Annotated in this window: 19 protein-coding genes and 1 pseudogene; 7 read left to right on the top strand and 13 right to left on the bottom strand. The window is 70.3% G+C overall.

Annotated features, from left to right (window positions below; genetic code table 11):
- Nucleotides 1-44: 44 nt before the first annotated feature.
- The 4 genes from tatA (at nucleotide 45) to lnt (ending at nucleotide 5196) form a co-directional block, all read left to right on the top strand.
- Complete coding sequence (gene tatA / locus IFR11_RS02905; RefSeq protein ID WP_191915143.1) at nucleotides 45-299, top strand: Sec-independent protein translocase subunit TatA; 255 nt, start codon at nucleotides 45-47, stop codon at nucleotides 297-299.
- 63 nt (nucleotides 300-362) lie between these two features.
- Nucleotides 363-1124 (top strand): twin-arginine translocase subunit TatC, encoded by a 762-nt coding sequence (tatC, locus tag IFR11_RS02900; RefSeq protein WP_191915170.1) that lies wholly within the window; start codon nucleotides 363-365, stop codon nucleotides 1122-1124.
- A complete protein-coding gene (locus IFR11_RS02895; protein WP_191915142.1) occupies nucleotides 1121-3604 on the top strand; it encodes a DEAD/DEAH box helicase in 2484 nt (827 codons plus the stop codon). The genes tatC and IFR11_RS02895 overlap by 4 nt, the downstream gene beginning before the upstream one ends.
- A 5-nt stretch (nucleotides 3605-3609) precedes the next feature.
- On the top strand, nucleotides 3610-5196 hold the full coding sequence (gene lnt, locus IFR11_RS02890) for an apolipoprotein N-acyltransferase (protein WP_441005405.1): 1587 nt from the start codon (nucleotides 3610-3612) through the stop codon (nucleotides 5194-5196).
- Between the two features lie 15 nt (nucleotides 5197-5211).
- On the opposite strand, the gene IFR11_RS02885 is transcribed toward lnt, so the two are convergent.
- Nucleotides 5212-5583: an RNA polymerase-binding protein RbpA gene (locus IFR11_RS02885; protein WP_055837532.1), complete on the bottom strand. Its 372-nt coding sequence runs from the start codon at nucleotides 5581-5583 to the stop codon at nucleotides 5212-5214.
- A 108-nt stretch (nucleotides 5584-5691) separates the two neighbouring features.
- The gene (locus IFR11_RS02880; RefSeq protein WP_191915141.1) at nucleotides 5692-6489 is read right to left on the bottom strand and encodes a glycerophosphodiester phosphodiesterase family protein; all 798 of its coding nucleotides are present in this window, start codon (nucleotides 6487-6489) and stop codon (nucleotides 5692-5694) included.
- A 220-nt stretch (nucleotides 6490-6709) separates the two neighbouring features.
- On the opposite strand from IFR11_RS02880, the gene IFR11_RS02875 reads away from it, so the two are divergent.
- Entirely contained in the window at nucleotides 6710-7474 is a 765-nt protein-coding gene (locus IFR11_RS02875; RefSeq protein WP_055837526.1) for an SDR family oxidoreductase, read from the top strand.
- A 2-nt stretch (nucleotides 7475-7476) separates the two neighbouring features.
- Nucleotides 7477-9429 (top strand): annotated as a pseudogene (locus tag IFR11_RS02870) (S9 family peptidase); the annotation flags it as partial.
- Nucleotide 9430: 1 nt separating this feature from the next.
- On the opposite strand, the gene IFR11_RS02865 reads toward IFR11_RS02870, so the two are convergent.
- The 10 genes from IFR11_RS02865 to IFR11_RS02820 form a co-directional block, all read right to left on the bottom strand.
- Nucleotides 9431-9976 (bottom strand): HdeD family acid-resistance protein (locus IFR11_RS02865; protein WP_191915167.1); only part of this gene is annotated, 546 nt, incomplete at its 3' end.
- A 474-nt stretch (nucleotides 9977-10450) separates the two neighbouring features.
- Nucleotides 10451-10738 (bottom strand): WXG100 family type VII secretion target, encoded by a 288-nt coding sequence (locus tag IFR11_RS02860; protein WP_191915140.1) that lies wholly within the window; start codon nucleotides 10736-10738, stop codon nucleotides 10451-10453.
- Nucleotides 10739-10750: 12 nt separating this feature from the next.
- Entirely contained in the window at nucleotides 10751-11224 is a 474-nt protein-coding gene (locus IFR11_RS02855; RefSeq protein WP_191915139.1) for a hypothetical protein, read from the bottom strand.
- Nucleotides 11225-11250: 26 nt separating this feature from the next.
- Nucleotides 11251-13008 (bottom strand): putative T7SS-secreted protein, encoded by a 1758-nt coding sequence (locus IFR11_RS02850; protein ID WP_191915138.1) that lies wholly within the window; start codon nucleotides 13006-13008, stop codon nucleotides 11251-11253.
- Complete coding sequence (locus IFR11_RS02845) at nucleotides 13001-13270, bottom strand: hypothetical protein (RefSeq protein WP_191915137.1); 270 nt, start codon at nucleotides 13268-13270, stop codon at nucleotides 13001-13003. The genes IFR11_RS02850 and IFR11_RS02845 overlap by 8 nt, the downstream gene beginning before the upstream one ends.
- A gap of 122 nt (nucleotides 13271-13392) precedes the next feature.
- Nucleotides 13393-14310, bottom strand: a complete 918-nt coding sequence (locus IFR11_RS02840) for an AEC family transporter (RefSeq protein WP_055837505.1) — start codon at nucleotides 14308-14310, stop codon at nucleotides 13393-13395.
- 172 nt (nucleotides 14311-14482) lie between these two features.
- Nucleotides 14483-15130 carry a DsbA family protein gene (locus IFR11_RS02835; RefSeq protein WP_191915136.1) on the bottom strand — a complete coding sequence of 216 codons (648 nt, stop codon included), beginning with the start codon at nucleotides 15128-15130 and terminating at the stop codon, nucleotides 14483-14485.
- Nucleotides 15131-15133: 3 nt separating this feature from the next.
- A complete protein-coding gene (locus IFR11_RS02830; protein WP_191915135.1) occupies nucleotides 15134-15829 on the bottom strand; it encodes a cation transporter in 696 nt (231 codons plus the stop codon).
- Entirely contained in the window at nucleotides 15826-16170 is a 345-nt protein-coding gene (locus tag IFR11_RS02825; protein ID WP_055837498.1) for an ArsR/SmtB family transcription factor, read from the bottom strand. The genes IFR11_RS02830 and IFR11_RS02825 overlap by 4 nt, the downstream gene beginning before the upstream one ends.
- Nucleotides 16171-16513: 343 nt before the next feature.
- Entirely contained in the window at nucleotides 16514-16879 is a 366-nt protein-coding gene (locus tag IFR11_RS02820) for a hypothetical protein (protein ID WP_191915134.1), read from the bottom strand.
- A 45-nt stretch (nucleotides 16880-16924) separates the two neighbouring features.
- Between IFR11_RS02820 and IFR11_RS02815 the strand changes: the two genes are divergently transcribed.
- The gene (locus IFR11_RS02815) at nucleotides 16925-17866 is read left to right on the top strand and encodes a linear amide C-N hydrolase (protein ID WP_191915133.1); all 942 of its coding nucleotides are present in this window, start codon (nucleotides 16925-16927) and stop codon (nucleotides 17864-17866) included.
- Between the two features lie 45 nt (nucleotides 17867-17911).
- Here IFR11_RS02815 and IFR11_RS02810 read toward each other — a convergent pair whose 3' ends face one another.
- Entirely contained in the window at nucleotides 17912-18715 is an 804-nt protein-coding gene (locus IFR11_RS02810) for an SDR family NAD(P)-dependent oxidoreductase (protein WP_191915132.1), read from the bottom strand.
- Nucleotides 18716-18775: the final 60 nt, after the last annotated feature.

The raw sequence follows: 18775 nt of genomic DNA, 5'->3' as shown, positions 1-18775 counted from the left end.
CGGGTTAGACTGATGTCCACGCCCGAACAAGACGAGGAGTCCTCATGATTCAGGGATTGACCGGATGGCACCTGCTGATCGTCTTGGCCGTCATCCTTCTGCTGTTCGGCGCCGCCAAGCTCCCCGCCCTCGCGAAGAGCGTCGGCCAGTCAGCTCGCGTGTTCAAGAGCGAGATGAAAGAGATGAAGCGCGACGACGAGGTCGCGGCTCCCACTCCCGAGACGCCGCGCGCCACCGAGACCGGCACCGCTTCGACCGCCGCCCCCGAGCCGCGCAGGTCGAACGACCCCACGATCTAAGTCGTGGTGACGGCAGGCCCGCCGCGCATCGACCTCCCCGAGGGGCCGCGGCGCGATAAGCGCATGTCCATCGGCGCGCATCTCGTCGAGCTGCGCAAGCGTCTGATGATCGCCGCTGCCGCCCTCGTGGTGGGCATGGTGGTGGCCTTCATCATCACCGACCCGATCATCCACCTCATCACCGAGCCGATCCGTGCGATCGCGGAGCGCCGCGGCGACGACTTCTCGGCGCTCAACTTCACCTCGGTGACCTCGGCGTTCGACCTGCGTATGCGCATCGCCTTCTCGATCGGGATCTTCCTGTCGGCCCCGGTGTGGCTGTGGCAGATCTGGGCGTTCATCATGCCCGGACTCACGCGCAAAGAGGTGCGCTACACGGTCGGGTTCGTGGCATCCGCCGTCCCGCTGTTCTTCGTGGGCTGCTGGGTGGGGCTCCTGATCGTCCCGCACGTGATCGAGCTCATGTGGGGCTTCACGCCCGAAGGCGGCGTCAACTTCTACAACGCCACCGACTACTACGATTTCGTGTTCAAGCTCATGATCGTGGTGGGCGTGGCGTTCGTGCTGCCGGTGTTCCTGGTCGCGCTGAACGTCGCCGGCATCATGAGCGGCAAGGCGATCCTGAAGGGCTGGCGGGTCGCGATCCTCATCGCCACCCTGTTCTCTGCCCTCGCCACCCCCGCGGCCGACATCATCAGCATGCTCATGCTGGCTGCCATCCTCACCGTGCTGTTCTTCGCCGCCGCCGGGGTGTCGATGCTGTTCGACCGCCGCAAGGCACGTCGCGCCGCCGCGGCCGGAATGCCGTCGGGGCCCATCGCGTGAGCGCGCCGAGTCCGGCCGAGCGTTTCGCGCGCGCCAGCGCCCGTTCGACGCACCCGCACACGGCCGACTTCGCCGAGATGCAGCGGTTCGAGCTCGACGACTTCCAGATCGCCGGATGCCACGCCCTCGAAGACGGACGGAGCGTGCTGGTGGCGGCCCCCACCGGCGCCGGAAAGACCATCGTCGGCGAGTTCGCGATCCACCTCGCGATGTCGGAGCCCGGGGACAAGGCGTTCTACACGACGCCGATCAAGGCGTTGTCGAACCAGAAGTTCCACGAGCTGCAGGAGATCTACGGCGACGACGAGGTGGGCCTGCTCACCGGCGACACGAACATCAACTCCTCGGCGCGCATCGTCGTGATGACGACCGAGGTGCTGCGCAACATGCTGTACGCCGATTCGCCCGCCCTGCGTGGCCTGCGCTTCGTTGTCATGGACGAGGTGCACTACCTCGCCGACCGCTTCCGCGGCGCGGTGTGGGAAGAAGTCATCATCCACCTGCCGTCGTCGGTCAAACTCGTGTCGCTGTCGGCGACCGTGTCGAATGCCGAAGAGTTCGGCGACTGGCTCGACACCGTGCGCGGCGACACCGAGGTGATCGTGTCGGAGACCCGGCCCGTGCCCCTCGAGCAGCACGTGCTCGTGCGCGGCGACCTGCTGCCGCTGTTCGACGATCGAGCGGGAGTCGCCACCGCCCAGGTGAACCAGGAGCTGCTGCGCATCCGCGGGGGCAACTCCGGGGGATACGAGAACAACCGGCGCGCGCAGGAGTACCGCTCGGCGCGCCACGCCGGAGGTCCGCGTCACGCGGGCCAGCGCCGCGCCGGGCACAAGCCCACCCGTCCGGCGCAGGGGCCGCGCATCGAGCGCATCGACCGTCCCGAGGTCGTGGAGCTGCTGCAGCGCAACCACCTGTTGCCGGCGATCTTCTTCATCTTCAGCCGCGCCGGCTGCGACGCCGCCGTGCAGCAGCTGCGACGCGCGAACGTGCGGCTGACCTCGGCCGAGGAGCGCGTCGAGATCCGCCAGATCGTCGACGAGCTGACTTTCACACTGAAGGACGAGGACCTCGCCGTCCTGCACTTCTGGGAGTGGCGCGACAACCTCGAGCGCGGCATGGCCTCGCACCACGCGGGCCTGCTGCCGGCGTTCAAAGAGGTCGTCGAGGAGCTGTTCCGTCGCAAGCTCGTCAAGGTCGTCTTCGCCACCGAGACCCTGGCGCTCGGCATCAACATGCCGGCGCGAACGGTCGTGCTCGAGAAGCTCGAGAAGTTCAACGGCGAAGCTCGCGTGGCCATCACCTCGGGGGAGTACACGCAACTGACCGGTCGCGCCGGCCGCCGCGGCATCGACGTCGAGGGCCACGCGGTGGTGCAGTTCACCGAGGGTCTCGACCCGCAGTCCGTCGCGGCGCTGGCCTCGCGCCGCACCTATCCGCTGAACTCGAGCTTCCGGCCCACGTACAACATGGCCGTCAACCTCATCGACCAGTTCGGTCGGGCCCGGGCCCGCGAGGTGCTCGAGTCGTCGTTCGCGCAGTTCCAGGCCGACCGCTCGGTCGTCGGTCTCGCGCGTCAGGTGAAGGATGCCGAGGAGTCGCTCTCGGGCTACGAGCAGGCGATGACGTGCGACCGCGGGGACTTCCGCGAGTACTCCACGATCCGCCGCGAACTCAGCGATCTCGACAAGATCAACCGGCGCGACGCCACGGCGCCCCGTCGCCTGCGCGACGAGCGGCAGGAGCAGATCCAGTCGCTGCGCCGGCGCATGCAGCGGCACCCCTGCCAGTCGTGCCCCGATCGCGAGGCCCACGCCCGCTGGGCGGAGCGGTATTGGAAGCTCAAGCGCACCACCGACAAGACCCGGCAGCAGATCGATCAGCGCACCGGCAACGTCGCGCGCGTGTTCGACCGGGTCGTCGAGGTGCTCGCCGCCCTGGAGTACGTCGCGATCGAAGACGACGGTGCCACGGTGCTGACCCCCGCGGGTCGCACGATGCGCCGCATCTACGGTGAGCGCGATCTGCTCGTGGCCGAGTCGCTGCGCCAGCGCCTGTGGGACGGACTCGATGCTCCGTCCCTCGCCGCCCTCGCCTGCTGCCTCGTGTACGAACCGCGCCGCGACGAGGCCGGGCCGGGCGAGCGGGGTCTGCCGCGCGGCGCGTTCCGCGGGGCGCTCGATGCCACGCAGACCCTCTGGCAAGAGCTCGACGACCTCGAGCGCGACCACCGCCTGCCGGGCTCGGCGGAACCCGCCTCCGGCCTGGCCCCCGCCATGCACGCGTGGGCGAAGGGTCTGCCCCTCGACAGCGTGCTCACCCTCGCCGACATGGCCGCGGGGGACTTCGTCCGCTGGGTCAAGCAGACGATCGACCTGCTCGACCAGATCTCGCTCGTCGCCGAACCGAAGCTCGCGTCGACCGCGCGCACGGCGTTGGATTCCGTGCGGCGCGGCATCGTCGCGTACACGTCCGCGTGAGCGCCGTGTCGACGCGCCGTCCGCGCGCGCGCCTCGCCGAGCCCGCCCCGTCGGTGCTGCGTCTGGCGTTCGCGGCGCCGCTCTCGGTCGTGGCGGGTCTGCTGCTGGTCACCGCGTTCCCCGCGTTGGCGTGGTGGCCGATGGCACTGCCCGCCGTGGTGCTCGCGCTCGTCGTCCTCGCTGGTCGGGGCATCTGGTCGTCGCTGCTCGTGGGGTTCCTGTTCGGGGCGGCCTTCTTCTCGGTCAACCTGCTCTTCACGGCGCGCTACCTGGGACCCATCCCGTGGATCGCGCTGTCGGTGCTCGAAGCGCTGCTCACCGCGGTGTTCGCCATCCCCATCGCGCTGGCCTACCGATGGATGCCGCGGCTGGCGCCGGGAACGCTCGGACGGCTCGTGCTGCTGCCGGCCCTCGTCGCGGGGCTGTGGACGTTGCGCGAGCAGATCGTCGGCTCGTGGCCGTACGGCGGCTTCCCCTGGGGACGTATCGGCGTCTCGCAGGTGAACGGGCCCTTCGCCGAGGTGGCGTCGTGGGTCGGCATGTCGGGGCTGACGTTCCTCGTCGTGCTGCTGTGCGCCATGGCGATCGAGTTCGTGCGCACCGGGCGGTTCCGCCGTCTCGCGCGTGCCGTGCCGGCCGCGCTCGTGCTGATCGTGCTCGTGGCGCTGCCGCAGTTCCCGACCACCGACGCGGGCTCGCTGCGCGTGGGCGCGGCGCAGGGCAACGGTCCCGCCGGCTACTTCGACCAGCGCTCCCGCAACGCCGTGCTGAACGCGCAGCTGGCGGCATCCGCTCCGCTTCTCGGGCAGGACATGGACGTGCTGCTCTGGCCCGAGGGTGGCGTCGACTCCGACCCGACCGCCTCGCGACCGACCGCCGCCGTGCTCGACGAGCTGTCGCGCCGGGTCGACGCGCCGCTGCTCGTGTCGGCGGTGACCGAGCGCGGGCCCGACCTGTTCAACTCCGCGCTGCTGTGGACACCCGACGGCGGGGCGATCGCCACGTACGACAAACGGCATCCGGTGCCGTTCGGCGAGTACGTGCCCGACCGGGCGTTCTGGGAGCCGTTCGCTCCCGACCTGATCGGTCTCATCGGGCGCGAGTACACCCCCGGAACGGCGAGCCCGCTCTTCGACCTGAACGGTGTCGGCATCGGTGTGGCCATCTGCTTCGACGTGATCTACGACGACGTGGTGTGGGACGGCGCGGCCGCAGGGGCGCAGATCTACATGTTCCAGACCAACAACGCCGACTTCCGCGGCACCGACGAGAACCTGCAGCAGCTCGCCTTCGCGCGCATGCGGGCGATCGAGACCGGTCGCTCGGTGGTGAACCTCTCGACCGTGGGCACGAGCCAGGTCATCGCACCCGACGGGGCCACCCTCGACGAGCTGCCCGTCGACGTCGCGGGGCACATGCTCACCGACGTGCCGCTGCGCACCGGTCTCACCCCCGCGACGGTCATCGGACCCGCGGTCAAGATCGTGGTGGGCGGAGGGAGCCTCGTCGCTCTGCTGGCGGCCGGTGTGCTCGTCGCGGTGCGGTCCCGCGCCACGAAGAAGACGCCGACCCCCGAAGGGGCCGGCGTCTGAATCCGTTTCTCAGCGTCAGGCGCTGAGCTTCTCGTTCCCGGCGCCACGGCGGGCGCGGACGAAGGCGAGACGCTCTTCGAGCAGCTCTTCGAGCTCGGGGAGGGTGCGACGCTCCAGGAGCATGTCCCAGTGCGTACGGGCGGCCTTGTCGCCGCTGTGGTCGACGGTCGCGATGCCGTCACCGATGCGCAGCAGCGCTTCGGCGCCGCACGTGCGGCACTCCCAGGACTCCGGAACCTCGGCGTCTGCAGCGAACGTCAGGACGGTGTCGCGTCCGCAGGTGCTGCAGTTGTACGTGTGTTGTGCACGGTCGTGAAACACGACGCCGTCTTCGCTCTGGAGGCTTTGGGCGCCGAGTCGGATGCCGCGGAGACTGCGGTCTGCCATTGTGTGGTCCTCTCGTCGGTCCCCATGTATCACGCTCGCACCTGTGCGCTTTATTCGAACGGCGGGCCCGCGGCCGGGTTTCACAGAGAATGCTCAGTCAGCTGGAGTTCACCGTTCGTTCACCAGGGCCAGAGTCAGGTCGGCGCGGTCGGTGACCAGCCCGTCGACGCCCAGGTCGAGCAGGCGGTGCATGTCGGCGGATTCGTTGACCGTCCACACGTGCACCTCGACGCCGGCGGCGTGCGCGTCGCGGACGAAGCCCGGGGTCACGACCGGGATCACCCCGTGCCGCTCGGGCACCTGCAGCGCATCGAGGTCGGCGAGCAGCTCCCGCACACGCCGGCGCTGACCCAGCACGCGCGCCGCCAGCAGGCGGGCGATGGTCGCCGATCCGGGGGAGGTGGCCGGGCGGCGGGTCGCCCCCGCGCGGCGGGCCGCCTCAAGGGCGGTGCGACGGCGATCGTCGGAGAAGCTCGTGACGAGCACCCGCTCGGCGTGCGGCGCGATGAGCCGCCCGACCGGTTCGGCCGCGGCGGTGGCCTTGACGTCGAGGTTGAAGCGCACGTCGGGGAAGGCGTCGAGCGCCTGCGCGAGGGTGAGGAGGCCGCCGCGGTCCGACATGAGCTCCGCCAGCTCGTGCACGCGGACGTCGGCGATCGCCCGAGGGTCTTCGGCGACGCGCCGCAGGTCGTCGTCGTGGAACAGCACGACGGTGCCGTCGGCGGTGAGGTGGCAGTCCGATTCGACATAGACGGCGCCGGCGGCGTGCGCCGCGGCCACCGCGGCGAACGAATTGTCGACCAGCCCGTTCGCGACGGCATCCGGGGTGACGAGCCCCCGGTGCGCCAGCACGCGCGGCCCCTCGGGTGAGAGATAGGGATGCCGGGCGGCGGGCGATGCGGTCATGTCAGGGCCTCCGGGCCAGAACGTAGCACGCGCGTACGACACGCCCGTGCCCGTGGACAGGGGCTGTTCGCGGCGTCGTGGAGGCGTGCGTGGCCGTCGCGGGGAGCGGCGCGACTGCGGCCCGGCGCCGGTGGCGGTGGGCGGGGGATCGGTAGGCTGGGAGGGGCTCCGAGTGTCCCCCCGCTCGCGGTCCCCCTTTTTCGAATCGTCAGGAGAATCCGTGTCTCAGACCCTTCCGTCCGGCTCCCTGAGCGGCAAGACCGCGCTCGTCACCGGCTCGTCGCGCGGCATCGGCGCCGACACCGTGAAGTACTTCGCCGAGGCCGGCGCGAACGTCGTCATCAACTTCCGCAACAAGGCGCCGCGCGCCGAGAAGCTCGCGTCGCAGCTGCGTGAGCTGGGCGTCGAGGCGCTCGTCGTGGGCGCCGACCTCACCGACCCCGCGTCGGTGAAGGCGATGTTCGACGAGGTCGAGCGCACGTTCGGAGGCCTCGACGTGCTCGTGCTCAACGCCTCGGGCGGCATGGAGTCCGGCATGGCCGAGGACTACGCGCTGCTGCTCAACCGCGACGCGCAGGTCTCCGTGCTCGAAACCGCGCTGCCGTTGCTCAAGGCCGACGCGCGCGTGGTGTTCGTGACCAGTCACCAGGCGCACTTCATCCGCACCACCCCGACCATGCCCGAGTACGAGCCGGTCGCGCTGTCGAAGCGGGCCGGCGAAGACGCGCTGCGTGAGAAGATCCCCGCTCTCGAGGAGCGCGGCATCGGCTTCACCGTCGTCTCGGGCGACATGATCGAAGGCACCATCACGGCCACCCTGCTCGAGCGCGCCAACCCCGGCGCGATCGCCGCCCGCCGCGACGACGCCGGCAAGCTGTACAACGTGTCGGAGTTCGCGGCCGAGGTCGCCCGCGCGGCCCTCGACCCGGTTCCCGCCGACAACACCCGTCTCGTGGGCGACACGGGTTCGTTCGGAGGCGAGTGAGCATGCGCTCCGTCGACATCGAGGCGCTCGTCTCCGTGGGGCGCCCCGCGCTCTCGTCCGACGGCGACGTCGCCGTCTTCGCCACCTCGCGTCCCAATCTCGTCGCCGACCGCGGAGTGGGCCAGCTCTGGCGGGTCGACCTGCCCGACGGTGCGCCGCGCCGCCTGACGCGCGGTGTCGCTGACAAGGCGCCGCGCCTCTCGCCCGACGACGCCACCGTCGCGTTCCTCCGCGCCGATGAGCGCGGCCGCGCGCAGGTGTTCGTCGTCTCGGTCCTCGGTGGTGAGCCGGTCCAGGTGACCGACCAGCCCGGGGGAGTGACCGACGTCGCCTGGTCGCCCGACGGCACGCGTCTGGCGTTCTCGGCGCGCGTGCCCGAGCCCGGTCGGTACGGCACCGTCGAGGGGCGCGATGCCGCCGCCGAACCGCCGCGTCGGATCACCGGCATCCGGTGGCACTCGAACGGCGCCGGCTACCTGGACCGCCCGAGCCATCTCTTCGTGGTGGACGCGCCCTCGACCGAGGCGGAGCCCTTCTACACGCCCGCTCCGGCGCTGGAAGCGCCCGAGAAGCGCGTGATACCCGCCGAGCCCACGCGGCTGACCGAGGGTGACACCAGTTGGAGCGGCGTCGTCTGGACGCACGACGGCAGCGAGCTGCTGAGCGTTCCCGACGTGATCGAGACCGACCGCCGCGACCTGCGCGACCGCATCATGGCCGTCGCGGTCGAGGGTGGGGCCGAGCGCGAGGTGCTCTCGACCTCAGCCGACCTGTCGGTCGCCGAGGTCGCCGTGGCGCCCGACGGGGCGATCTTCGCGCTTGCGAACGACGTGGGTCCGGAGGGCGTGGACTTCGTCGCCCCCGGCGTCTCGCTGTTCCTGCTGGAGGCCGAGGGTCCGCGCCGGCTCACCGACGCCGAGACGATCGATCTCGGCGAGGTCGGCAGTCACCTGTCGTTCGACGACGGCGACGTGCTCGTGCAGGACCGCACCCGCGGGCGCCTGCGCCTGCTGCGCGTCACGCGCGGAGCAGACGTGTCCGAGGTCCTCGGCGGGGACCTCGAGGTCAACGGCCACGCCGTCGCGAACGGCCGGGTCGTGGCATCCGTCGCCGCGCCCGAATCGTTCGGTGAGCTGGTGCTCGTCGACCCCGTCGCGGGCGTTCGCGCCGTCACCGACTTCGGCGCCGCCGTGCGCGAGCGGGGTGTCGTCGTGCCGGTCGAGCACGAGATCGCCGGCCGCGACGGCTACCCGGTGCACGGGTGGGTCGCCACGCCCGAGGGCGAGGGGCCGTTCCCGGTCATCCTGCAGATCCACGGCGGGCCGTACGCGTCGTACGGGGTGCACGTCTTCGACGAGACCCAGGTGCTCGTCGACGCCGGGTACGCCGTCGTCTACAGCAACCCCCGCGGGAGCGCCGGATACGGTCGCGCCCACGGCCGGTCGATCCGACAGAAGATGGGCACCCTCGACTTCTTCGACGTGCTCGACTTCTTCGACGGCGTCGTGGCGGCAGATCCTCGCCTCGACGGCGACCGCGTCGGCGTGATGGGCGGGTCCTACGGCGGATACATGACCGCATGGATCATCGCGCATGACCACCGCTTCGCCGGCGCGATCGTGGAGCGCGGGTTCCTCGACCCGACCGCGTTCCCGGGCTCGAGCGACATCGGCTCGTTCTTCGGTCAGGAGTACGTCGGGACCGACCCCGAGCAGATGGCCGCGCAGAGCCCCATGGCCGCCGTCGACCGGGTGCGCACCCCCACGCTGGTGCTCCACTCCGAGCTGGACTTCCGCTGCCCGCTCGAACAGGCCACGCGTTACTACGCGGCGCTGAAGCGCCAGGGAACCGAGGCCGAGATGCTCGTCTTCCCCGGCGAAGACCACGAGCTCACCCGCGCGGGTCGGCCGCAGCACCGGGTGCAGCGCTTCGATGCGGTGCTCGAATGGTGGGCGNGGCCTTGCCGAACTGGATCGCTCGCACGATCTGGAAGATGCCGAGGATGACGAGCGAGATGCCGATGAGCAGGAACAGCGTCACCGCGCCCAGGAGCGGCGAGAACAGCAGCACGACGCCGGCGAGGATGCTGACGATCGCGAAGAAGATCGTCCAGGCCCGCGCCTTCGATCCGTGGCCGACGGTGGTGAGCGAGACGACGCCCTCGATGATCCACAGGATGCCGACGAGGGTGCCGATGAAGACGCCGAACCACGCGGTCGTGGCCGAGAGGTTGGCGAACGAGAAGATGCCCGCGACGATGAACAGCACGCCGAGCACGATGTAGCCGATGCGAGCCCAGCCGGAGCGCCAGAACAGGCCGATGCCGATGTTCACCAGTCCGGCGATGATGACGTAGACAGAGATAATGCCGACGGCGATCTCGGCGGTGCGGCCGGGCCACACCAGGATGAGCAGGCCGATGACGAGCGACAGCGCGCCGCTGACGCCGAGCGCGGTGCGGACGGCGCTGAGAGCGGGGCTGGTCGTGGACGAGGGCGACATTGCGTGCCTTTCTGGATGAACGCTGTGAACAGTGCTCACCTTAGACCGCACGACGAAACCGGCGCGACCCGGGCGTCCGCGCCGCGTCGAGCGGCGTCACAGAGGTCGTTTGATGGCGGCGCCGGCTGCGCCGAGACCGGGGGTGGTGTCGGTCGTGCGGGGATGGGGGTTGCGCCGGTCGTGCGGGACCGGGGAGTGCGCCGAGGGTTGAGTGTCCAGGACATGCCGCGAACGCCCGGCCACGCCCGGCGTGTCGTGGACACTCCACCCTTCTGCGGTCCTCGCTGCGTCGCGCGCGCTGTTGAGTGTCCCGGACACGCCGCACACGCACCGACATGCGCGGCGTTTCGCGGACACTGAACCCCTCTGCGGGCCGCGCGCGGGCCGACCCGTGTGCGCGATGCCGCCTCGGTCGTGCCGGGACCGCTGCGTTGGTGGGCGGCAGCGCGGAGGGTCGCGAGGTGGCGCGGCCGCTCACCGGCGCCACAGGGCGCGGACCGCCCGCTCAATCGCGACGAATCGTTCCGCCGTCGCTGAGGCGAAGTCGCGGGCACCCCGCAGCCCGCGCTCCAGCTCCTCGAGTAACGCCGCCCCCGCGGTGTGGGTCCGGTCGTAGGCTTCGCGCGCCGAGCCGTCCCAGTCCCCGCGAAGGCGACTGGCCTCCCGGTCGAGCAGGTCGATCTCGATCGCGATGCCGGAGAGGGCCTGGTCGAGGTGCGCGACGAGCTCGCCGTGGCGCGCGCTGTCGAACCGGATGTACACGGTGCAGTCCCGTCAGTAGGTGTCGCGCGGGTGGAGGCCGTCGGCCAGGTGGAAGCAGGGGGAGAAGGAGAGGATCTGGATGTAGGTGCGGTCCACGCTGAGCGCCATCATGTACACCGACCCGTGCGGACCGCGCACTTGAACGCTCGGAACACCGTCGTCGAGAGTCTCGCGGATCGCGGTGTACCCGGTCTTCTCGACGTAGGCGGCGACAACTGCATCCATGATCGCGGCCGTCTCCGACGCTCCGATCAAATGGACATTGGTGTGCCCCGCCCACTGAAATGCACGATCCGTTCCACAGCTGAGCAAGCCACTCTCTTCAGCCTGGTCAACGGACGCGACCTCAGCCGGTGGAACGAACTCGGCAAGAGAGAGCTCCATGTCTTGGGCAACCTTCTTGGCGCCCAACACATCGAGGTCGGGATCGACGTCGATACCTCCGGTCGGCGCGCACCCGGCCAACATCACGAGAGTGAGGATCATCAGGGGGGTGAGTAGACGACGGCGTTTCATTGGGTCACCTCGCGAAGAATGAGACGGAGAGCGGCCCTGTTCTCGGCAAGGTCGCTCGCGATGAGTTGGTGATTCTCGAGCGCGCGAAACGACACCCGGAAGCTGGGCGTGGGCTGCGGCTCGATTCCGGGTAGCCCGATCGCCGGGGGAGCGGGGAGCGGGATCTCGACGTCTCCGTCTCGCGCGTAGACGTGGCTCTCGAAGGCCGGCTCATGAGCGGGGACGCGTCCTTCCCAGACGACCCCCGTCTCCTGCGCCATGGTGAGCACGTCGGTGTACGCCCAGTGGGCGTACGTCGTTCGCGGATCGGGTGCCCACCCCTCCGGCATCCCGGCCCCCGCCAGCGAGTGAACCTGGTCGTACTGAGCACCGGCGACCTCCGAGGCGGTGATGGGTGCGAGACCCCAGGAATGCCCCATCGCCACGCTCTCACTGTCGGCGACGGCGTCGCTCGCGCCGCGGATCTCGGCAGCGAAGTCGGCGAGACGGTCTCCCATGGCGCGCGCGAGATCCGGATCGTTCGCCTGCGACAGCCCCGTCGCCAGCGGGAGCTCAGCGAGGGCGACGGAAGGCGGGGCCCCGGCCTCATCGCCGGGGAACACCCCGTCTTTCCAGACGAAGCCGAGCACACCGGCATCCTGCTGGTTCATCCACTCCACGACCTCTTGCGGACCCCCTCCGTAGAAGCTCTGCATGCTCGTGAAGGTGCCCGGCACGTAGGTGACGGTCGCCGTCGTGGACGCCGAGGGAGTCCCGATCATCTCGATGATGCGATGCGCGGGGGCGTCGTACATATAGAGCTGGACGTCGCCGTCGACCGCGCGCTGCAGGTAGTGCCTCTCTGCCGTGATCGCCGCGCGCTCCTCGGGGGCGAGGTGGGGGTCGTCGAGGGAACGCTGAAGTGCTGCCACGCGATCCGCGGCGTTCTCGCGGTTGGCGGCCACCCGAACGAGCGGGGGCAGCCCACCGAGGGTGCCCAGGACGGCCGGGATCGCGGCGAGCAGGGCGGAGCGGGCCGCCGGGTCGTCGATGCCCTCCCACCACGCCCGGACCTCGTCGTCGTCGGGTGGGAACTGCTCGAGAAGCGTCATCCAGTCGGGGTGAAGGGCGAGCAGCTCACTGATCTGCTGCTCCGCGTCGGCCCGGGACAGGCGCTCCAGGATGGAGATCCCCAGGCGGCGGGTAGCGGCCCGCGGGGCGAGCGCGTCGATCGACGGCGCGGGGGCGAAGAACAGAGCGGCGCTCCATCGCCCGTTCTCGCCCATCCCACGGGCGGCGGCCTCGATCGCCGCCGCGCACTCCTCGCCGCGGGTGCGCACGACCTCGCGGGCCTCGGACAGCAGCTCCTCGGCACGGACGCGGAGGGCCGCTCCGGTATCGGCGGCGCCCGGGGCAGGGTTCTGAGCGGCCGTCTCGAGCGTTTCGGTGAGACCCCGTCGATGCAGGTCGACGGCATCCACGGCCCGGCCCTGCGCCCAGGCGAGGGTCTCGGCGTACCGGTGCAGGCTGGCCGCGCACTCGACCAGCACCTGGGCGACGACCGACCAGTCGTCGGCGGCGGAGGTGCGGCGGAGCGAGAAATCGTCTGCGGCCTCACCCTGCCAGGCGTCGTGCACGGAGACGGCGAACAGCCGGTCGGCGAGCCCCACCGCCGCGTCGGACAGCTGGGTCCAGGCGCGGGCGGCGGAGAAGATCTGGTCGGGGCGACCGGGGATCAGGACGAGGGGGTCGGCGACGGAGGCGAGATCACCCATGCGCTGCTGCCGCCGCCTCGTCGGCCTCGTCGTAGGCATCCGCGGAAGCACGCAGGCGCGCGGCGATCTGCTCCGTCTCGACGAGTCGGCTGCGCCACGCACGCAGAAGAAGCGCCGAGAAGGATGCGGTCGCCGCGGCCAGTCCCCCGTGACCGAACTCGACGCGGGGGAGTGGGGCGGCGAGAGGCGCTTCGTCGCGTATGCCCTGCACCCGGGCGGCGATCTCGCGCACCGCTTCGGTGTCGATGGAGAACGACGTCATGAGGGCTCCCGCGGTGGGTCGGCGAAGGGGACGCGAGCATCGTAGGCTCACCGCGCCCGGCCGCCGTCAGAACTCTCCACAGGGTGAAGAGGGGGTGATGCCGTCGACGTGTGAGGGTGAGGTCACCCGAGCAGCAGGGCCACCGCGAACAGCACGGGAAGGCACCCGACGGTGGAGAGGAACACCACATCGCGCGACAGGATCTCGCCGACGCCGTACCGCTGCGCGAAGTTGAACACGTTCTGCGCCGTCGGGAGCGCGGCGAGAACGACGACCACGAACACCTGGTCGTCGGGCAGACCGAACCACAAGGCGACGAGCCACGCCAGAGCGGGCATGGCCACGAGCTTCAAGACCGACGCGATGACGACGTCGACGCGACGCCCGGGTTCGGTCAGCACCCGCTGGCCGTACAGCGACATGCCGTACGACATCAGCAGAACCGGCACGCACGCCCCCGCGATGAGGTGCAGCGGGTCGAAGACGATCGGCGGCAGGTCGATACCGAGCACCGCGACGAGCACGCCCAGCGCTGATCCGATGAGCATCGGGTTCTTGGCCGTCTGCGTCACGATCCGCTTGACGGAGCGGGAGCCCGAGGTGACGGCATCCAGGATCGACAGCGCGATCGGCATGAGCACGAGCAGCTGGAACAGGATGACGGGAGCCGAGAACGCCGCGTTGCCGAGCATGTAGAGCGAGATCGGGATGCCGATGTTGTTGCTGTTGACCTGGCCCGCCGACAGCGCGCCGATGACCGTCTCGCCGACCGGGCGACGCAGGATCAGCGCCGAGACGAGGGTGTACAGGCCGATGATCACGGCCGCGGTGATCATCGACACCGGCAAGAGCGCCGAGAACAGCGTCGCCACGTCGGCGCGGGCGAGCACCGTGAACAGAAGGAAGGGTGAGAGCACGTAGAACGTCAGGCGACTCAGAACGTGGCGCGCGTGCGGCCCGAGCAGATCGATGCGGGCGATCACGTAGCCCACCACCACGGCGAGGCCCACGACCGCGAAGCCGGTGAGGACGCCGGTCACGCGAGGACCCGGCGGGGCAGAGGAGCGGGGGTGGGGGGCATCGATTCGAGCGTAACGGGGGCGGAGACGGTCGCGATGCACGGTCGGCTCTCGCAGCGAGGAGGCAGACGAGGCTTGAGGGGGTGGCGCCTCGGAGGGCCTCACCTTCGACGATTGCCGACGGCTGAGGGGATCAGCGCTCGATGGCCGCCTTCACCGCGTTCTCGAGGTCGTTCACGCTCTGGAGGACGAGCGGGGCGCCGTCGACGAAGAACGTGGGAGTGCTGCGCACGCCGAGCGCGCGTGCATCGTCGAAGTCCGATTTCACCCGGGCGGCGGTCGCCGGGTCTGCGACCGCCGCGTCGTACGCCGCCATGTCGAGTCCCATCTCGGCGGCGTATCGGCGGAAGGTCTCGGCCTGTGACTCCTGCGCCTCGCCCCAGCTGCTCTGCGTCTGGAAGAGACGGTGGTACATGTCCTCGAACCGGTCCTGCTGGGCGGCGGCCTCGGCCGCGACGGCCGCAGTGGTGGAGTTCGCGTGGCCCGGGAGGGGGAAGTAGCGGACGGCGTACGTGATGCGCCCCGCGTACTTCTCACGCAGCTCCTCGACCACGGGGTACGTCGCGCTGCACGCTTCGCATTCGAAATCCAGGAACTCCACGACCGTCACCGCGTCTTCGCCGCCGTCGTCCAAGACCTGGGTGTCGTCTCGAATGATCGCGGGGTTCGCTGACGGGCCGGGGGACTGGGCTCGGTCGAAGAGGAAGGCGACCAGCCCGGCGACGATGAGGATCGCGAGCGCCGCGGCGGTCACGGTGAAGGGCGTGAAGAGGGATTTCATGGCTCAGTGATGGTCCTCGTGCGCGTGGTCGTGCGCGGTGGTGTCGTGGTCGGCGGGGTCATGGTCGGCCTCGAGGATCATCCCGACGGAGGTGGCGCAGGCGTCGCCGCGCCAGGCTTCCCGCCCCTCGCGCAGGGCGAAAGCGGCGATGACGAGGCCCGCGACGGCGTCGGCCCACCACCAGCCGAACACCCCGTTCAGGACGAGGCCGGTGAGCACCGCGGCCGACAGGTAGGTGCAGATCAGCGTCTGCTTCGAGTCGGCGACGGCGGTCGCCGACCCGAGCTCGCGGCCCGCGCGCCGCTCGGCCAGCGAGAGGAAGGGCATGATGACGACGCTGAGCGCCGTGAGGGCGATGCCGACGGGGGAGTGCTCGACCTCGACCCGGCCCACGAGGGCGAGACCGGAACTCACCGTGACGTAGGCGGCGAGGGCGAAGAACGCGACCGCGACGACGCGAAGAGTGCCCTTCTCCCATCGCTCGGGTTCGCGTCGAGTGAACTGCCACGCGACGGCGGCCGCCGAAAGCACCTCGATGGTCGAGTCCAGGCCGAAACCGATGAGGGCCGACGATGAGGCGATCGTTCCCGCCGTGAGGGCGATGACGGCCTCGACGACGTTGTAGACGATCGTGGCGGCGACGATCCACCGGATACGGCGCTGCAGGACCCGCCGCCTGTCGGTCGCGGCATCGCTCATGCGCAGGTGCACGTCTCACCCGCGCAGCAGTCGGGCTCGACATGGAGGACGACGCGCAGCAGCTCATCCAGCGCCGGCGCGAGGTGCGCGTCGGCGAGCCGGTACCAGGTGCGGCGCCCGTCCGGCACGGCCTCGACGAGCCCGCAACCGCGCAGACACGCCAGCTGATTCGACATCACCTGACGCGACACCCCGAGCGTGTCCGCCAGGTCGGACGGATACGCCGGAGCTTCCCGCAGAGCGAGGAGCACCCCCGCGCGCGTTCCGTCGGACAGAGCGTGCCCCAGGCGTGCCAGTGCGGCGGTGTGGGTCGCGGTGGCGCTCGGTGCGATCGTCGACATGCGGCCAGGATACAGAAAATCGTGAATTAAGCACAACGTGTATCAAGACGTTCTCCGTAGCGAGCGCGTTTCCGGCAACGGCACCTGGCCGCGGGTGAGGCCGTCGACGTGCGAGGCGCCGGCCGTGGGTGCTCGCGCGGTCAGCACGCCGTGCGCGGATGCGGATCTCGTCAGAGCGCACGTGCTCGGCATTTGCTGCGTGCTCTGCAGCGCGTCGGGGGTTCTTTCGCTCGATGCAGCCCAACCAGAGCGTACGCCGATAATGCACATTATGTCAGCTTGAAGAGGAACGACCCTTCCCCGGCACCCACACGACCGGCGGCGATCCCTCGACCCGATCAGGTCAGAACACGTCCGACACGACTCCGGCGGCGATGGCACCCGCCGCGAGCAGCAGAAAAACCGCGAGGGCGATGCGCGCCCCGACGCCCCGCCCCGCCGTTCGGCGCGATCGCGCGCCGCTCAGGAGTGCGACGCTGCCCGCGACGAGGCTCCCGCAGGCGAAGACACCGAGACCGAGAAGAAGGCTCGCGCCGATTTCAGGCGTGTGAAGGTAGCCGAGAAGCAGCGCCCCCGCGTAGACGATCGCCGCCGTGACGACACCCGCCAGCACTCGTGCGCCGATATCGCGCCAGAACTTCTCTTCGCGGACCCACACTCCGACCCAGCCCCAGGGGCCGGTCGACGGGGTGTCACTTTCCACAGGCACGTGTGCACCCTAGCGTCCCCGCCGCGAAGGGATACGCTGCACCTCGTGTGCACGCGAATCTTCTGGAACACCAACGACGTCGCCAAGACCGTCAGCCGCTGTATGGATTGGGCCGTCAGCGACGAGCCCGAGCTGTGGTTCCTGCCCCGCGGCACGGCCCGCGACGGCCGGGCCGACGACCATTCGCTGACCTGGACGTCGGCCTACGCGAGCGTCGTGACCAGCATGTGGGGCATGGGGACCGTCGACGGCCTCAACGAGAAGGGGCTCGGCGCCCACGCCCTGTACCTCGACCCCACTGACGTCGAGTTTCCCGAGCCCGACGGGCGGCCCTCGGTCGCCAACGCCCTGTGGGTGCAGTACCTGCTCGACAACTTCGCCACCGTGGCCGACGCCGTCGCCCACATCGACCGCGTGCGCATCACCTCGCCGTTGTTCCGCGGCATCCAGCTCGGGGTGCACATCGCCCTCGAAGACGCCTCCGGAGACTCCGCGATCATCGAGCCTCTCGGGGGCGAGTTGGTCGTGCACCACGGCCCCGAGTACACCGTGATGGCCAACTCCCCCACCCTCGACAAGCAGCTCGAGAACCTCGCCCGGTACCGTCCCTTCGGCGGTGAGTTCCCCCCGCCCGGCGACATCACCTCGACCGACCGGTTCGTGCGCTCGGCGTACTTCCTGCACTACCTGCCCGAGCCCGAGAACACCGAAGAGGCCGTGGCGGGAGTGTTCCAGCTCATCGCCAACGTCTCGGTCCCCTACGGCGCACCGTACTCGACGGGCGACGTGTACCCCACCTGGTGGCGCGCCGGGGCCGACCTCACGAACCGGGTCTACTACTTCGGTTCGACGCGGAGCCCGAACATCTTCTGGGTCACCCTCGACGACCTGTCCGACACCACCGAGGTACGAAAGATCGACCCGCGCGAGCTCACGCTCGTCGGAGACCAGACCGCCCATCTCGAGCCTGCGGCGCTGCTGTACTGAGCAACATGCTCCGCTGCTGAGACCGCCGGGCGTCCAGGGCGCGGGTCAGCGCACCCAGCTCGACGTCGCGTCGAGCACGCGCGCGCCCGACAGGTCGCTGATCGACAGACCGGCGAAGCGCACGGCGGCCTCCGACGTCTGCCAGCGGAAGCGCGGGTCATCGGTGAGCGCCGCTTCGATCACGGTCTCGGCGGCCTCGTCGGCGGGCTGCGCGTTCGCGAAAGACGTCGCGGCCCGCTCGAGGTAGGCCTGCTGCTGGGCGGCGTACGGGCCCGGCGCCGCGCGGTGCACCGAGTCGACGAACGACGAGGCGACGGCGGCGGGCTCGACGATCGACACGTCGATGCCGAACGGGGCGACGACCGGGGCGAGCGACTGCATGAGGCCCTCCACGGCGAACTTCGCCGCGCAGTACGCGTCGGAGAACGGCTGGCCCACCACTCCCCCGACGCTCGTCACCGTGACGATGCGGCCGCTCCCCTGGTCGCGCATACCGGGGAGCACGAGACGCGTCAGTCGCGCGACCGAGAGGTAGTTCGTCTCGAGCTGCTCCTGCAGCTGCGCGTCGGTGAGCTGCTCGAGCGTGCCGACGGCGCCGCGCCCGGCGTTGTTGACGAGGATGTCCACCGGGCCGACCGCGTCGACGAGGGCCTGGGCGGCCGCGGCATCCGTCACGTCCAGCGCGCGGATGTCGAGTTCGACACCGGCGTCGGATGCCGCGGTGCGCAGCGCGTCGGCGCGCCCGGTGTCGCGCACGGTGGCGACGACCCGTGCGCCGCGCTGAGCGAGGCCGATGGCCGTGTGCAGGCCGATTCCGCTGGTGGTTCCGGTGACGATCGCGAGAGTCATGAGGACATCGTCGCGCATGAATCCATGGACCGGGTGTGCGGTCAGCGCTCAGTCAAGCCT

The sequence above is a fragment of the Microbacterium sp. CFBP 8801 genome (assembly GCF_014839455.1).
Lineage (GTDB): Bacteria > Actinomycetota > Actinomycetes > Actinomycetales > Microbacteriaceae > Microbacterium.
Note: the sequence above shows the minus strand (reverse complement) of the source record. Positions and strands in the feature narration are given on the sequence as shown.

Coding starts and splice junctions, on each gene's coding strand:
- tatA (WP_191915143.1), top strand. CDS start 45: ATGATTCAGGGATTGACCGGATGGCACCTGCTGATCGTCTTGGCCGTC.
- IFR11_RS02885 (WP_055837532.1), bottom strand. CDS start 5,583: ATGGCAGACCGCAGTCTCCGCGGCATCCGACTCGGCGCCCAAAGCCTC.
- IFR11_RS02825 (WP_055837498.1), bottom strand. CDS start 16,170: ATGTCGACGATCGCACCGAGCGCCACCGCGACCCACACCGCCGCACTG.
- IFR11_RS02850 (WP_191915138.1), bottom strand. CDS start 13,008: ATGGGTGATCTCGCCTCCGTCGCCGACCCCCTCGTCCTGATCCCCGGT.
- IFR11_RS02835 (WP_191915136.1), bottom strand. CDS start 15,130: ATGAAATCCCTCTTCACGCCCTTCACCGTGACCGCCGCGGCGCTCGCG.
- IFR11_RS02830 (WP_191915135.1), bottom strand. CDS start 15,829: ATGAGCGATGCCGCGACCGACAGGCGGCGGGTCCTGCAGCGCCGTATC.
- IFR11_RS02855 (WP_191915139.1), bottom strand. CDS start 11,224: ATGATCCTCACTCTCGTGATGTTGGCCGGGTGCGCGCCGACCGGAGGT.
- tatC (WP_191915170.1), top strand. CDS start 363: ATGTCCATCGGCGCGCATCTCGTCGAGCTGCGCAAGCGTCTGATGATC.
- IFR11_RS02880 (WP_191915141.1), bottom strand. CDS start 6,489: ATGACCGCATCGCCCGCCGCCCGGCATCCCTATCTCTCACCCGAGGGG.
- IFR11_RS02810 (WP_191915132.1), bottom strand. CDS start 18,715: ATGACTCTCGCGATCGTCACCGGAACCACCAGCGGAATCGGCCTGCAC.
- IFR11_RS02845 (WP_191915137.1), bottom strand. CDS start 13,270: ATGACGTCGTTCTCCATCGACACCGAAGCGGTGCGCGAGATCGCCGCC.